The 13,636-nt window shown below is 73.0% G+C and carries 13 protein-coding genes and 1 tRNA gene; 5 read left to right on the top strand and 9 right to left on the bottom strand.

What is annotated here, in order from left to right:
* Positions 1-5 precede the first annotated feature (5 nt).
* Positions 6-254: a hypothetical protein gene (locus MFF56_RS18805; RefSeq protein ID WP_066921118.1), complete on the bottom strand. Its 249-nt coding sequence runs from the start codon at positions 252-254 to the stop codon at positions 6-8.
* Positions 255-383: 129 nt separating this feature from the next.
* Here MFF56_RS18805 and queA point away from each other — a divergent pair, with 129 nt between their 5' ends.
* Both queA and tgt read left to right on the top strand, forming a co-directional pair.
* Positions 384-1,478, top strand: a complete 1,095-nt coding sequence (gene queA / locus MFF56_RS18810; protein WP_066921116.1) for a tRNA preQ1(34) S-adenosylmethionine ribosyltransferase-isomerase QueA — start codon at positions 384-386, stop codon at positions 1,476-1,478.
* 8 nt (positions 1,479-1,486) lie between these two features.
* Positions 1,487-2,641: a tRNA guanosine(34) transglycosylase Tgt gene (gene tgt, locus MFF56_RS18815; protein WP_066921114.1), complete on the top strand. Its 1,155-nt coding sequence runs from the start codon at positions 1,487-1,489 to the stop codon at positions 2,639-2,641.
* Positions 2,642-2,735: 94 nt separating this feature from the next.
* Here tgt and MFF56_RS18820 read toward each other — a convergent pair whose 3' ends face one another.
* Entirely contained in the window at positions 2,736-3,806 is a 1,071-nt protein-coding gene (locus MFF56_RS18820; RefSeq protein ID WP_066921112.1) for a hypothetical protein, read from the bottom strand.
* 137 nt (positions 3,807-3,943) lie between these two features.
* Here MFF56_RS18820 and MFF56_RS18825 point away from each other — a divergent pair.
* Positions 3,944-4,019 (top strand) — tRNA-Lys (locus MFF56_RS18825).
* 172 nt (positions 4,020-4,191) lie between these two features.
* On the opposite strand, the gene MFF56_RS18830 is transcribed toward MFF56_RS18825, so the two are convergent.
* Positions 4,192-4,431, bottom strand: coding sequence for a hypothetical protein (locus tag MFF56_RS18830; RefSeq protein ID WP_066921102.1), 240 nt, complete (start codon positions 4,429-4,431; stop codon positions 4,192-4,194).
* 432 nt (positions 4,432-4,863) lie between these two features.
* On the opposite strand from MFF56_RS18830, the gene MFF56_RS18835 reads away from it, so the two are divergent.
* Positions 4,864-5,229, top strand: coding sequence for a c-type cytochrome (locus MFF56_RS18835; protein ID WP_066921100.1), 366 nt, complete (start codon positions 4,864-4,866; stop codon positions 5,227-5,229).
* A gap of 56 nt (positions 5,230-5,285) precedes the next feature.
* On the opposite strand, the gene MFF56_RS18840 is transcribed toward MFF56_RS18835, so the two are convergent.
* Complete coding sequence (locus tag MFF56_RS18840) at positions 5,286-6,635, bottom strand: TAXI family TRAP transporter solute-binding subunit (RefSeq protein ID WP_066921097.1); 1,350 nt, start codon at positions 6,633-6,635, stop codon at positions 5,286-5,288.
* Between the two features lie 209 nt (positions 6,636-6,844).
* Between MFF56_RS18840 and MFF56_RS18845 the strand changes: the two genes are divergently transcribed.
* The gene (locus MFF56_RS18845; RefSeq protein WP_082772978.1) at positions 6,845-7,090 is read left to right on the top strand and encodes a hypothetical protein; all 246 of its coding nucleotides are present in this window, start codon (positions 6,845-6,847) and stop codon (positions 7,088-7,090) included.
* A 19-nt stretch (positions 7,091-7,109) separates the two neighbouring features.
* On the opposite strand, the gene MFF56_RS18850 is transcribed toward MFF56_RS18845, so the two are convergent.
* From MFF56_RS18850 to MFF56_RS18870, 5 genes are all read right to left on the bottom strand, one after another.
* A complete protein-coding gene (locus tag MFF56_RS18850; RefSeq protein WP_066921095.1) occupies positions 7,110-7,865 on the bottom strand; it encodes a response regulator in 756 nt (251 codons plus the stop codon).
* Positions 7,862-10,579, bottom strand: a complete 2,718-nt coding sequence (locus MFF56_RS18855) for an ATP-binding protein (RefSeq protein ID WP_066921093.1) — start codon at positions 10,577-10,579, stop codon at positions 7,862-7,864. The genes MFF56_RS18850 and MFF56_RS18855 overlap by 4 nt, the downstream gene beginning before the upstream one ends.
* A 21-nt stretch (positions 10,580-10,600) precedes the next feature.
* Positions 10,601-11,206, bottom strand: a complete 606-nt coding sequence (locus MFF56_RS18860) for a K(+)-transporting ATPase subunit C (protein ID WP_066921128.1) — start codon at positions 11,204-11,206, stop codon at positions 10,601-10,603.
* 78 nt (positions 11,207-11,284) lie between these two features.
* Complete coding sequence (gene kdpB, locus MFF56_RS18865; RefSeq protein ID WP_066921091.1) at positions 11,285-13,375, bottom strand: potassium-transporting ATPase subunit KdpB; 2,091 nt, start codon at positions 13,373-13,375, stop codon at positions 11,285-11,287.
* A gap of 60 nt (positions 13,376-13,435) precedes the next feature.
* Positions 13,436-13,636, bottom strand: a complete 201-nt coding sequence (locus tag MFF56_RS18870; RefSeq protein WP_066921089.1) for a hypothetical protein — start codon at positions 13,634-13,636, stop codon at positions 13,436-13,438.

The raw sequence follows: 13,636 nt of genomic DNA on the forward strand, positions 1-13,636 counted from the left end.
TCGCCTCACGCCCGCCGAGCCGGCGGCTCGGCCGTCTCGGAGACCACCAGGGCGTCCGGATCGTTGCGAAAGCTCCCGGCCCCTGCATCGGGCACCGGCACGGCCGGCGTGCCGAAGGGCTCGCTGGGATAGGCCTGCGCGAACTTCGCCCGCGCCTCAGCGGCGTCGGCGGCCTTCAGCGCCACCTCGGGCTCATCGGGAAGCGGCCAGCGCGGATCGGCCGGATCGCGCGGGCGCAGCGAGAACCAGGGCATCGGCGGCCTCCCGTCGTGTCCATCCCTGCCGGGCAGGGGCTTCGCCGCAACCCGAACCGCCCCGCTCAAGTTCCGCTGCGCCGGTCCGGGAAATTGATTCGCGCGCGCATTCCGTGCAGGTGGCGCCCGATGCGTGTGGACCTCTTCGATTTCGACCTGCCCGAGACGAGCATCGCGCTGCGACCCGCCGAGCCGCGCGGCTCGGCGCGGCTGCTCGTGGTGGATCCGGGTTCCGGCCTCGCCGACCGCCGTGTGGCCGACCTGCCGGGCCTCCTGCGGCCGGGCGATGCCCTGGTCTTCAACGACACGCGGGTGATCCCGGCGCGCCTGCACGGCCTGCGCCTGCGCCCCGGCGCGCCCGGCCAGCGCATGGAGGCGATGCTGCATCTGCGCGAGGCGCCGGATTGCTGGCGCGCCTTCGCGCGGCCCGCCAAGCGCCTCGCGGCGGGCGACCGGATCCGGTTCGGCACCGGGACGGACGCGGCCTGCGACCTCGCGCAGCTCGACGCCACCGTGGCGGCGAAGGGGGAGGGCGGCGAGGTCGTGCTGCGGTTCGACCTCGCGGGCTCGCTCCTCGACGAGCGGATCGCCGCGCTCGGAATCCTGCCGCTGCCCCCCTACATCGCGGGCAAGCGCCCGGTCGATGAGCGGGACGCGGCCGACTACCAGACGGTCTATGCCCGCGAGCCCGGCGCTGTCGCCGCGCCGACCGCCGGCCTGCACGTCACCGAGGACCTGCTGGCCGCCCTCGACGCCGCCGGCCTCGAACGGCACCACGTCACGCTGCATGTCGGCGCCGGCACCTTCCTGCCGGTGAAGGCGGAGGACACCGCAGAGCACCGCATGCACGCCGAGATCGGACACATCGACGCCGCCACCGCGGACGCCCTCAACGCGGTCCGCGCGCGGGGCGGCCGGGTCGTCGCGGTCGGCACCACGGCCCTGCGCCTTCTGGAGAGCGCCGCAGACGAGACCGGCTGCCTCCACCCCTTCGCCGGCCCGACCGAGATCTTCATCACCCCGGGCTACCGCTTCCGCGCGGTCGACGCCCTGATGACGAACTTCCACCTGCCGCGCTCGACCCTGTTCATGCTGGTCTCGGCCTTCTCGGGCCTCGACACGATGCGGGCGGCCTACGCTCACGCGATCGCTGCGGGCTACCGCTTCTACTCCTACGGCGACGCCAGCCTGCTCTTCCCGGCCGCGCGCACGGACACCCCATGAGCGCATCCATGACCGAGCCCCAGGCCACGCCCGACTTCCGCTTCGCCGTCCACGGCACGGACGGCCGCGCCCGCACCGGCGCGGTCACGATGCCGCGCGGCGTGGTCCGCACGCCGGCCTTCATGCCGGTGGGCACGGCCGCGACCGTGAAGGCGATGTACGCCGATCAGGTGCGCGATCTCGGCGCCGACATCGTCCTCGGCAACACCTACCACCTGATGCTGCGGCCCGGCGCCGAGCGGATGGCCCGGCTCGGGGGCCTCCACCGCTTCATGCGCTGGGACGGCCCGATCCTCACCGATTCCGGCGGCTTCCAGGTGATGTCGCTCTCCGCCCTGCGGAAGCTCGACGAGGACGGCGTCACCTTCCGCTCGCACATCGACGGCACCGCCCACCGCATGAGCCCGGAGCGCTCCATCGAGATCCAGGGCCTGCTCGGCTCCGACATCCAGATGCAGCTCGACGAATGCGTGCGCCTGCCCGCCCCCCCGGAGGCGATCGAGAAGGCGATGCGCCTGTCGCTGCGCTGGGCCGAGCGCTGCCGTGTGGCCTTCGGCGAGCAGGCGGGCAAAGCGATGTTCGGCATCGTGCAGGGCGGCGACATCCCCGAGTTGCGCGTCTCGAGCGCGCGGGCCCTGGTCGATCTCGATCTCAAGGGCTACGCCATCGGCGGCCTCGCGGTGGGCGAGCCCCAGGCCGTGATGCTCGCCATGATCGAGACGGTGGAGCCGCACCTGCCGGCCCACAAGCCCCGCTACCTCATGGGCGTCGGCACACCCGACGACCTCCTGCGCTCTGTCGAGCGGGGCGTCGACATGTTCGACTGCGTGATGCCGACCCGCGCCGGGCGCCACGGCCTCGCCTATACCCGTCACGGCCGGATCAACCTGCGCAACGCCCGCCACGCCGAGGACACGCGGCCCCTCGACGAGGCCTCCGCCTGCCCGGCGGCGCGCGACTATTCCCGCGCCTACCTCCACCACCTCGTCCGTTCGGACGAGATCCTCGGCATGATGCTGCTGACCTGGAACAACCTCGCCTACTACCAGGACCTGATGGCGGGCATGCGGACGGCAATCCGGGCGGGCCGGTTCCTGGCCTTCGCGGAGGAGACCCGCGCGGGCTGGGAGCGGGCTGAGGTCGCCGCCAAGGCCGGAGCCTGAACGCGGATCGCGGCGGCCCGTCACCGGCCAAGCAGGGCTCCGCCCTGCACCCGCGAGAGGCCTGGGGCCTCTCGACACCGCGACCCATCTCGCCTCAGGGGCGGGCGAGCACCCGGTAGAAGCCGTCCGGCGCATCCTCGTCGGTCTCGGCAGCGCGCTTCAGGGCCGCGACGATCCGGTCCGCTACCGGCAGGCGGTAGTGCAGGGCGTCCCAGTAGTTCGCGTCCTCGGTGGTGACCGGGGAGGGAATGCGGAAATCGACGACCAGGGCGCCGCGCGCCCGGCCGATCTCGGCGGCGCGAGCCTTGCACGCCGCCTCGCGCCGGCCGGCCGGCGTGCCGGGCTGCCCCTGCGCCGCGGCGTGGACCGGCATGAAGGCCAGGATTCGCCGCGTCTCGCGCGGCAGGCTCGCGAGCAGCGCGTCGAGCCGGTCGAGCGCGGGCATTCCGCCCTCCGCCGGCTCGGCGGCGGCAGGCGCCGCCGCGTCGGGATCCGCGGCGGTCCCCGCACGGATGTGCGCCCGCGCGCGGGCGAGGTCGTAGGCCGCCTCCGGCGGCGTGAACACCGCATAGCCGTCGGGCCGGATGCGGGCGGGCAGGAGGTGCAGGGCATGCAGCGCCACACCGGCCGCCACTGTCAGTCCCTGCCAGCTCACCTGGTGCCAGAGGCCGCGGGGCGCGCCGGGCGCGTAGAGCCAGTCCGGGAAGGGATGCTGGGTCCGAGCCGGCGGAGCGACGGCACACCACGTCGCGTCGAGCCCGAACAGCACCATCCGGGGCCGCCCCGCGGCGAGGAAGAGCCCGGCGAGGCGCCCCTGCTCGTCGGGCGTCGCCGCGTTGACGGCGAGGTTGGCGAAGCGCCCCCCGAAGGCCGCACCGAGCGCCTCGGGATCCAGCAGGCGGGCCGTCGAGGTTCCGAACACCGCGGCGTCGAAGGCACCGCTGCGGGCGATCTGGGGGTACATGAAGCGCTGATTGCGGTCCATGATAGGGCCGGCCGCCCGGCCGCGCCCTGCTCGCAGGCCGTAGGGATCCAGGGCGGCCACGAGACCCGCGACGGCGAGTCCGACGGCGAGGGCCGCGCCGCAGAAGGCAGCCGCGAAGCCGCGCCACGCCTGCGCGGGCCCGGAGCGGAGAGGCTGGATATCCAGGGCTTCACGGCTCATCCCACCGCCGCTGTCACCGAACCGTGGCGGCGCTGGGGCAAACGGCCAGGCCGCGCCACCTTCCCGGTTGACCCGCCCAGACCGCTCCCCTATTGCGGGCCACGCTTCATCCCCGCGACAGGCGGTGAGACGAACGCGAGCGCGTAGCTCAGCTGGTAGAGCAACGGACTTTTAATCTGTAGGTCCTGGGTTCGAGCCCCAGCGCGCTCACCACAGATTTCACTCGCTGAACGAGGGACTTGTCGGGTTCCGCATTCTTCGGACCTGGACCGGGCCGAGCTCCGCCGTCGGGCTTCGCTAAGCGCCCGACGGCCTTCGCCGACCGATCGGGATCCCGGCGTGCGTGTGCGAGAGGCTGCGCTGCGAGCCCTATCCCGACACGATCTCAGTACCGTATGGCTCCCGCGGCATGGTTCTCGAAGGGGAGCTCCGCCGTCGCCCGGACGGGGTCGGCGGGCCCGACATGCGCGAGGGCGAGCGCCAATCCGCCGAGTGCGACAAGGCAGAGCAGGCCGAAAAGGGCGAAGGTCACGCGCTCCGGCCTGTGACGCTGACCGTGGATGAGCGCGCAACCCACCGTGAACGCGGCGGCTTCGACGAACGGTATGGCCAGAGCCAGCGTCATGTCGGATCTCCGCAGGTTCGGGCGTCCGGGCGATGGAAGCTCCACATCGTTGCTGTACCGCGCCTCGTCCTGCGCCACCACGGCGACGTTCCGAGCGGGCAGGTGGGCGCATCGGGACTGATTATTGAACGGCGTCCACATCCGAGGATGACGGAACAGCACGACGACGCCGGGATCGCACGCGGCCGCGCAACTGTGTCGGTCGCGCGCGTATCATTCCTGCGGCCACGTGAGCCCGATGGCGTGACGCCCACTCCCGGTCTGCCGCCGTCCTGCTCGGCAGGCTTCTTCTCTCCCAGGTCCTGCACCCGGATCCCGCGACCCCGGGGGCGCCCCCACCTACACGAACGCGTGAGATCGGCGCGCAGGACCTCTGGTCGCGGCGGACCGCTGCCGTAGTTTCGGAGATGGAATAAACGACGGGAGGAAAACGTGCGATCACCCATCCTTGGCGCAGCCCTGCTGCTTCTGCTTCCTGTCTCGGCCGATGCGCAGGACGCGGGCGATCCGGCAGCCGGCGAGAAGGCCTTCGCCCCGTGCAAGGCGTGCCACAACTTCGAGAAGAACGGCGTCGGGCCGGACCTCAAGGGCGTCGTCGGCCGAAAGGCCGGAACCTATGAGGGCTACAGCTACTCCGCGGCGCTCAAGAATTCGGGCCTCACCTGGGACGAGGCCAATCTGCACGAGTGGCTGAAGGATCCCAAAGCCAAGGTCCCCGGCACGAAGATGATCTTCCAAGGCATCAAGGACGACAAGAAGATCAACGATGTGATCGCCTATCTGAAATCGAAGAGCTGAAGGCGGGAGCGGCATACGAAGGCCCGCGCGGCCTGTGCCAATGGACAGCGCGGGCGTCACCCGGTGCCGGCGCGCGCACGCCCGACCGTCGAGCGCGCGGCCTCGATCGCCACGTTGGCGGCCGCAAGGGTACGGGGCTCGGTCGGCCGGTTGAGGGCGTGTCGCGCGATGCTGGCGGCGAGATCGTCCACCTCGCCCGCCATGCCCTCCAGGCGCGCGCGGTCCGTCTCGCGGCGCGCCTCGGAGCGCAGTTCGAGCAGGCGTGCCGTCGCCACCTCGATCCGCTCCCGGCGGATCCGCCCGAGCCGTTGCCGCAGCCAAGCGGCCGTCGAGCCGACGCCGCCGGCCAGGATCGCCACGAGGTAGATCCAGCTCTCGTAGCGCTCGATGAAGGTCTCCTGCTCGCGCTCGTAATAGTCGATCGCGCCCGGGTGGATCGGCAGGCGCGCGCTGGTGGCGTCCGCCGTGTCCTCGTAGGCGGGGTGCGTGACGTCCTCGGCGGCGGGAACGGTCTCGGCGAGCGCCGCGCGCATCTCGAACAGGTGCTGGGTGACCTCGGCGGCGAGGCTGCGGGAGAGGTCGGCGCGCGCCATCAGGCGGTAGGAGGAGCCGACCGTCGCGACATCCTCGGCCGGCAGGCGCGGGTTGCCGCCGAAGAGGGCCGCCGGGACCGTGACGGGCTGCAGGCGCGGCCAACGCGCCAGCACCGCGGCGGCGTCCGGCACCCCGATCAGCGTGACCTCCCCGTCGGGGCTCGCCGCCCGGACATGGTCGACGAGCCGTCTCGCGGCCGGGGAGGTGGGTGTCGTCACGAGCACCAGGGCGTCGATCCGTCCCGCGCCGAGCGCCGCCGCGACGTCGGCCTCCGCCACCGGGACGAGCGCGACGGCCGTCTGCGGGGCGCTCCCGCTCGCCGCCTCCGTCAGGAGTTCGAGCCCGTGATGGGCGGCGAGGTCGCCGACGAGCGTCCTGTCGGCGGTCCGGCTCGCCAGCATGCCCAGGCGCCTGCCCGCGAGGTCCGGGACGCCCTTGATGCCGGAGGCGGCGGGGGCCGCCACGAACGCCGCGAGTTCGCGCAGGACCGCCAGCGTCAGGCCATTGCCCGGCATCGCGACGTCCGGGCGGACCACCGCCAGATCGGCCTTGCCGGCCTTGAGCGCCTCCGCGCTCTCGCGCACCCCGGCGAAGGGCAGGACCTTCAGCCGGATCCCGAGCCTCCGGCGGGCGAGTTCGTCGGCGTAGGCGCGCAGCAGGGCGGGCTCCGTGCCCCCCTCCGGGGCGACCGCGATGGTGAGCGTCGTGGGCCGCGTCACCTGAAACGCCGTGAGAGCGCCGAGCACCAAGAGGACAGCCAGCCCCAGCGGAAGAAGGGCCTCGCGGCCGACAGGCAATGCCAACTTACGCAACGCGCGCTCCCGCTCGCTGCGGCCCGATGCGGCCGCGTGGTGTCCAGATGGGCGACACGGCATCGCTTCCCAGGGTGCCGGGTCTCCATCGCCCGAAGATCCTGATGCGATACTGATGGGAAGGGCGCCCGCGCCCGCTCGCATCCTAACGCGACTCGGCAGAGCTTCGTGGCGCGGTCCCAGGCGACCGCGCGAACCCCGGACAGCCGATGCCTCCCGTCATCCAGGCCGCGCCCGCGCAGACCGGCGCCCAACCTGCCGATCCCGCCCCGGCCGACGCCCGGTTCGTCGTCGGCCAGGACCCGGAGGGCCGCTGGGTCGCGTTCGAGGTCCACGGGCGCGCCGGCGGCCTGTTCCGGAGCCGGCGGGACGCGATCGATTACGCCGAGGACGAGACCGGACACCGGCCGGACGCCGTGCGCCTGTCCGGGGAGCGCGTCGCGCTGCGCCTGTGAGAGCGCCCGCCCCGCGCCGTCACGCATCCGGTCCCGGGGCTCCTCCCGGGACCGGCGCGGCGCGGTCGGCCGGTCGTGCGTCTCGGCCCGGCTCGTCGTCGGGCGCCCGCAGGCGGTAGCCGACGCCGGTCTCGGTCAGGAGGATGCGCGGGCGCTCGGGGTCGACCTCCAGCTTCTGCCGGAGCTGGCGCATGTAGACGCGCAGGTATTGCGGCTCGGAGGAGGCCGAGACCGCCTGCATGAGCTGGGCGTGGGTCAGCACCTTGCCGGCGTGCAGCACGAGGACGCGCAGGAAGTCGTACTCGCGGGGGGTGAGCTTCACCACGTCGTCCCCGACCTTCACGATGCGCCGGACCAGATCGACGGAGAGGCCGTCGATCCGGAAGACCGGGCGCTCGCCCTGCACGGCGAGCTGGTGGCGGAGCGCCGCGCGCAGCCGCGCCAGGAGTTCGGCCATGCCGAAGGGCTTCGTCACGTAGTCGTCGGCGCCGAGATCGAGCGCCTCGACCTTGCCGCCCTCGTCGTCGCGGCTCGACAGCACCACGACGGGCAGGGCGGGGTGGCCCGCCCGGATGGCGCGCAGCAGGTCGTGCCCGCGCATGTCGGGCAGGCCGAGGTCGAGGATGACGAGGTCCGGGCTCTGCCGGGCGAGCAGGTCCAGGGCGGCGGCGGCGCTCGCCGCCTCCACGATGGCGTAGCCCTGGGTCGAGAGCCCGGTGCGCAGCAGCTTGCGGATCGGGGGCTCGTCGTCGATGACGAGGACGGTCGGGCTCATGCGGCGAGATCCCCTGGCACGGTCCGGGCCGGAACCGGCAGCGTGACGGTGAAGACGGCGCCGGTCCGATCCGGCCGGTTGGCCGCGGTGACGGTGCCGCCCATCGCCTCGACGAAGCCGCGCGCGATGGCGAGACCGAGGCCCGTGCCGGCCCGGACCCGGTCGCCCAGGCGCACCCGGTAGAACTTGTCGAACACCCGCTCGACGTCGCCCTCGGGCAGGCCGGGCCCCTCGTCCAGGACCTCGATGCGCACGCGGCGGCCCTCCATTCGGGCGCGGACCGTAACCATGGTTCCTTCGGGCGCGTACTTGGCGGCGTTGTCGAGCAGGTTGACCAGCACCTGCTCGAACAGCACGGGGTCGAGCCGGAGCGTCGGCAGGTCCGGTGCGACCGCGACCGAGACCCGGTGCCCGGCGAGCACGGCCTCGACCCGGCGCAGGGCGGTGTCGACGGTCTCGGCCACGTCCTGCGCCGAGAGGTTCGGGGCGACGGCGCCCGCCTCCAGGCGGGTCATGTCGAGCAGGTTGACGATGAAGCGGTTGAGCCGCTCCGCCTCCGCGATGATGGTTGCCAGGAGATCCGCCTTCGCTTCCGGCGCGAGCGCCGCATCGAGGTCGCGCAGGGTGCTGGCGGAGCCGAGCACGGAGGCCAGCGGGGTGCGCAGGTCGTGGCTGATCGAGGTGAGCAGGGCCTGCCGGAGCCGGTCGGTCTCGGCAGCGCGCTCGGCCCGGTCGAGATCCTCCACGAGGCGCACGCGCTCGATGGCGAGCGCGCCCATGTCGGCCAGGGCATCGAGGAGGCGGCGGCCCTCCGGCGTCAGGATCGGCCCCGTGCCGTCCGCGTCGAGGCCGATGACCCCGATGGTGCCGCGCCCCGTGCGCATCGGCAGGAACAGGCGCCGCGCGCCCGGCAGGGTGTCGGCGGCGCGGCCCGCCGGGCGGTCGTTGTCGAAGGCCCATTGGGCGGCCGCGAGGTCGGCCTCGTCCAGCCTGTCCTCGGGCGGGTAGCCGGCCCGCACGGTGACGGCGGCGCCCTCGGGCAGCAGCAGGACGACCCGGACCCGCAGCATGGTGGCGACCTGCGCGGAGGTGGCCCAGAGCACGTCGTCGAGCGTCCCGCAGGCCGCGAGCTTGCGCGAGAAGCCGAAGAGCCGCTCCGTGGAGCGGGCGCGGGCCTGGGCGACCACCGCGACCGCGCGCGCCCGGGCGGCGAGGTTCGAGACCAGCACGGCGACCAGCGTGAAGAGCAGAAAGGCCGCGATGTTGGTCGGGTCGGCGATGGTGAAGGTGTAGACCGGCGGCAGGAAGAAGAAGTTGTAGGACAGCGAGGCGGCCAGGACCGCGGTGAGCGAGGGGCCGAGCCCCCACCGGACCGCGACGGCCACCACGGCGGTGAGCAGCATGAGGTCGGCGTTCTCCACGCCCGTATAGGGCTGGAGCAGCACGGCGAGGCCGAGCCCGGCACCCGTCGCGGCGAGAGCCAGGGCATAGGCGCGCGTCTCGAAGGCCCGGCGCGGCGGCGCGGTCGCCACGGACCGGCGCGGCGCCGCCTCCGGCGCGACGGCCTCTCCGGGAACGACATGGACGCTGATGTTGCCGCTGCGCCGCACGAGGTCGTGCACGACCGAGCCGTTGACGAGTTCGAACAGCCAGGAACGCGTCGCCTTGCCCACCACGACATGGTTGACGTTGGCCGAGCGGGCATAGGCCAGGATGTCGTCGGCGATGCGCCGGCCGCCCGGCAGGGTCATGGCGTCCCCGCCGAGCCGGTCGGCGAGGCGCAGGACCTCGGCGATCCGGTCGCGCTGGCCCTCGCGCAGGGATGCGGCGCGCGGTCCCTCGATGGAGAGCGCCGTCCAGGGAGCGTGCAGCCGATCGGCCAGCCGCTTGGCGTAGCGCACGAGGCCGGCCGAGCGCGGGTCCTCGCTGACGCAGACGAGGACCCGCTCGCCCGCCGCCCAGGGCCCCGGGATCGCGTTCGCCCGCATGTGCCCGAGGAGTTCGTCGTCCACCCGGTCCGCGGTGCGCCGGAGGGCGAGCTCGCGCAGGGCCGTGAGGTTGCCGCGCGAGAAGTAGTGCCCGAGCGCCCGCTCGGCGTCGGCGGGCAGGTAGACCTTGCCGGCCTTCAGGCGCTCGACGAGGTCGTCCGGGTTGAGATCGACCACCTCGATGTCGTCGGCCCGGTCGAGCACCCCGTCCGGCACCGTCTCGCGCACCCGGATGCGGGTGATCGCCGCCACCACGTCGTTGAGGCTCTCGACGTGCTGGATGTTGAGCGTGGTGAGGACGTCGATGCCGGCGTCGAGCAGTTCCTCGACGTCCTGGTAGCGCTTCGGGTGGCGAGAGCCCGGCGCGTTGGTGTGGGCGAGTTCGTCCACGAGCGCGAGTTGCGGCCGGCGGGCCAGCAGCGCGTCGAGGTCCATCTCCTGCAGGACCGTGCCGTGATAGCGCACCGGCCGGCGGGCGACGACCTCGAAGCCGTCGAGCAGGGCCTCGGTCTCGGCCCGCCCGTGCGTTTCCACCACCCCGACGACCACGTCCGTGCCGGCCTTCAGCCGGGCCCGGCCGACCGTCAGCATCTCGTAGGTCTTGCCGACGCCGGGGGCGGCGCCAAGGAAGACCTTGAGCCGTCCGCGCGTCCGCTCCTCCCGGCGGGCGGCTTCGAGCAGCGCGTCGGGCGAGGGGCGGTTGGGGTCGCGGCCGGTCTCGGGCATGCGCGATCCTATCCCAGAGGGTCAGCGGCGGGCGAGATCGTCCAGGGCCAGATTGAGCGCCAGAACGTTGACGCGCGGCTCCCCGAGCAGACCCAGCGTGCGGCCCCGGACCTGCCCGGCGACGAGCGCGCGGAGCCTGTCCTCCGGCAGGCCGCGGGCCCGGGCGACGCGCGGCACCTGGAAGAGGGCGGCGTCCGGCGTGACGTCGGGGTCGAGCCCCGAGCCGCTCGCGGTGACGAGATCGACCGGCACCGCTGCGTCCGGGTTCTCCGCCCTCAGCGCGTCGCGCTCGGCCCGCACGCGCTCGGCGAGCGCGGCGCTGGTCGGCCCGAGGTTCGAGCCCATCGAGTTCGCCGCGTTGTAGGGAGCCGCCACGGTCTTCGACGCATCGGCCGGGTCGGGCGCCGTCGTGGCCGAGGGCCGGCCATGGAAGTAGCCCGCGCCGGTGAAGCTCTGGCCGATCAGGCTCGATCCGACCACCTTCCCGTCCCGGGTGATCAGGCTGCCGGCGGCCTCGGCGGGAAAGATCGTCCCGGCGAGACCGGTGACGGCCAGCGGGTAGGCGAGGCCGGTGAGCGCCGTCAGGGCGACGAGCAGGATGAGGGCGGGACGGAGCGGATTCGACATCGGCAGGCGATTCGCCATGGGTTGCGGATCGGACATGGGTTGCGGGTTGGACATGGCAGGTCTCCCAGGACCGTTCGTTCAGGCGAGGTGGAGGGCGGTGACGGCGAGGTCGATGACCTTGATGGCCACGAAGGGCACGAGCACGCCGCCGAGGCCGTAGACGAGGAGGTTGCGGCGGAGCAGCGCGGCGGCGCCGACCGGCCGGTAGGTCACGCCCCTCAGGGCCAGCGGGATCAGCGCCACGATGACGAGGGCGTTGAAGATGATGGCCGAGAGGATCGCGCTCTGCGGCGAGGCGAGACCCATGACGTTGAGCGCCTGGAGCTGGGGATAGAGCGAGAGGAACATCGCCGGGATGATGGCGAAGTATTTCGCTACGTCGTTGGCGATGGAGAAGGTGGTGAGCGCCCCCCGGGTCATCAGCAACTGCTTGCCGATGCCGACGATCTCGATGAGCTTGGTCGGGTCGCTGTCGAGGTCCACCATGTTGCCGGCCTCGCGGGCCGCCACCGTGCCTGTGTTCATGGCCACGCCCACATCGGCCTGGGCGAGGGCCGGCGCGTCGTTGGTCCCGTCGCCGCACATGGCGACCAGCTTGCCCTCGGCCTGCTCGCGGCGGATCAGCGCCAGCTTGTCCTCCGGGGTCGCCTGGGCGAGGAAGTCGTCGACCCCGGCCTCGGCCGCGATCGCCGCCGCGGTCATTGGGTTGTCGCCGGTGATCATCACCGTGCGGATGCCCATGCGGCGCAGTTCCGCGAAGCGCTCCCGGATCCCGCCCTTCACGATGTCCTTGAGGTAGACCACCCCGAGGAGGCGGTCGTCCTTCGTCACGGCCAGGGGCGTGCCGCCGGCCCGGGCGATCTCTTCCGCGATGGCGCGGATCTCGATCATGGCCTCGGTCTCGACGGCCGGGCGGTAGGCGAGCGCCGCGCCGGAGCCGCGCGTCGCCGTCGGCTGCCCGGTAAGGGACGCGATGACGGCATCGACCGCGCCCTTGCGGATCGAGGCGCCGTCCAGATCGACCCCCGACATCCGCGATTGCGCGGTGAAGGGCACGAAGGCGGCGTTCAGGCCGGCCATGTCGCGGGCTCTGATGCCGTAGCGCTCCTTGGCGAGCACCACGATGGAGCGGCCCTCCGGCGTCTCGTCGGCGAGCGAGGCGAGTTGCGCGGCGTCGGCGAGATCGTGCTCGGAGACCCCGCGGACAGGGCGGAACTCGGTGGCCTGGCGGTTGCCCAGCGTGATCGTGCCGGTCTTGTCGAGGAGCAGCGTATCGACGTCGCCCGCCGCCTCCACGGCGCGGCCCGACATGGCGAGCACGTTGAAGCGCACCAGCCGGTCCATGCCGGCGATGCCGATGGCGGAGAGCAGCGCGCCGATGGTCGTCGGAATCAGCGTGACGAAGAGGGCCACCAGCACGGCGACCGGGATCGACCCGCCCGCATAGCTCGCGAAGCTCGGGATGGTCGCCACCGCGAGGACGAACACGATGGTGAGGCCGGCCAGCAGGATGTTCAGCGCGATCTCGTTCGGGGTCTTCTGGCGCGCCGCACCTTCGACCAGCGCGATCATGCGATCGACGAAGGTCGAGCCGGCCGCGGCCGTGATGCGGACCCTGATCTCGTCCGACAGCACCTGCGTGCCGCCGGTCACCGCCGAGCGGTCGCCCCCCGACTCGCGGATGACGGGGGCCGACTCGCCGGTGATGGCGGCCTCGTTGACGGAGGCCACGCCCGCGACGACCTCGCCGTCGGACGGGATCAGGTCGCCGGCCTCCACCAGGACGACGTCGCCGACCTTGAGGCTCGTGCCCGGCACGGTCTCGTAGGCCCGGCCGGGCCCGGTGAGGCGCTTGGCCGTCATCTCCGTGCGGGTGCGCCGGAGGCTGTCGGCCTGGGCCTTGCCGCGGCCCTCGGCCAGCGCCTCGGCGAAGTTGGCGAACAGCAGGGTGAACCAGAGCCAGAGGACGATCTGGCCGGAAAAGAGCAGGTCGGATCCGCCGGCGGCGAGGTCGCGCACGAAGAGCAGGGTGGTCAGCGCCGCCACGACCTCGACCACGAACATGACCGGGTTGCGGATCATGACGCGCGGGTCGAGCTTCCTGACGGAGCCGAAGAGGGCGGGCCCGACGAGGGCAGCGCCGAGGAGCGATGAGGTCTTGCGGGACATGGGTTCGCGTGTCCGAGGAAGGGTGGGCGGCCCGGCGCCCGGCACCGGGCCGCGGTCGGGTCAGGCGGCGCTCGCGCCGGCGGTCAGCGCGAGGGCCGCAAGCAGGGCGAGGCCGCCGAGGAGCACGACACCGAGGAGCGCAAGCACGAGGTCCGAGGTGCGCAGGGGCTTGATCCCGGAACCGTGCGCGCGGTGCCGGGCCGTCCGGTGCGGCAGCAGGTGATGGCGCGGCAGGCGCCGGGAGGGGATGGCACGCGGCAT

Origin of the sequence: Methylobacterium hispanicum, from assembly GCF_022179285.1 — a bacterium.
Taxonomy (GTDB): domain Bacteria; phylum Pseudomonadota; class Alphaproteobacteria; order Rhizobiales; family Beijerinckiaceae; genus Methylobacterium; species Methylobacterium hispanicum.

What these genes read in the sequence shown, in the direction of transcription:
- MFF56_RS18805 (WP_066921118.1), bottom strand. Translation starts at nt 254, where the DNA reads ATGCCCTGGTTCTCGCTGCGCCCGCGCGATCCGGCCGATCCGCGCTGG.
- queA (WP_066921116.1), top strand. Translation starts at nt 384, where the DNA reads ATGCGTGTGGACCTCTTCGATTTCGACCTGCCCGAGACGAGCATCGCG.
- tgt (WP_066921114.1), top strand. Translation starts at nt 1,487, where the DNA reads ATGACCGAGCCCCAGGCCACGCCCGACTTCCGCTTCGCCGTCCACGGC.
- MFF56_RS18820 (WP_066921112.1), bottom strand. Translation starts at nt 3,806, where the DNA reads ATGAGCCGTGAAGCCCTGGATATCCAGCCTCTCCGCTCCGGGCCCGCG.
- MFF56_RS18830 (WP_066921102.1), bottom strand. Translation starts at nt 4,431, where the DNA reads ATGACGCTGGCTCTGGCCATACCGTTCGTCGAAGCCGCCGCGTTCACG.
- MFF56_RS18845 (WP_082772978.1), top strand. Translation starts at nt 6,845, where the DNA reads ATGCCTCCCGTCATCCAGGCCGCGCCCGCGCAGACCGGCGCCCAACCT.
- MFF56_RS18850 (WP_066921095.1), bottom strand. Translation starts at nt 7,865, where the DNA reads ATGAGCCCGACCGTCCTCGTCATCGACGACGAGCCCCCGATCCGCAAG.
- MFF56_RS18855 (WP_066921093.1), bottom strand. Translation starts at nt 10,579, where the DNA reads ATGCCCGAGACCGGCCGCGACCCCAACCGCCCCTCGCCCGACGCGCTG.
- MFF56_RS18860 (WP_066921128.1), bottom strand. Translation starts at nt 11,206, where the DNA reads ATGTCGAATCCGCTCCGTCCCGCCCTCATCCTGCTCGTCGCCCTGACG.
- kdpB (WP_066921091.1), bottom strand. Translation starts at nt 13,375, where the DNA reads ATGTCCCGCAAGACCTCATCGCTCCTCGGCGCTGCCCTCGTCGGGCCC.
- MFF56_RS18870 (WP_066921089.1), bottom strand. Translation starts at nt 13,636, where the DNA reads ATGCCGCGTGCCATCCCCTCCCGGCGCCTGCCGCGCCATCACCTGCTG.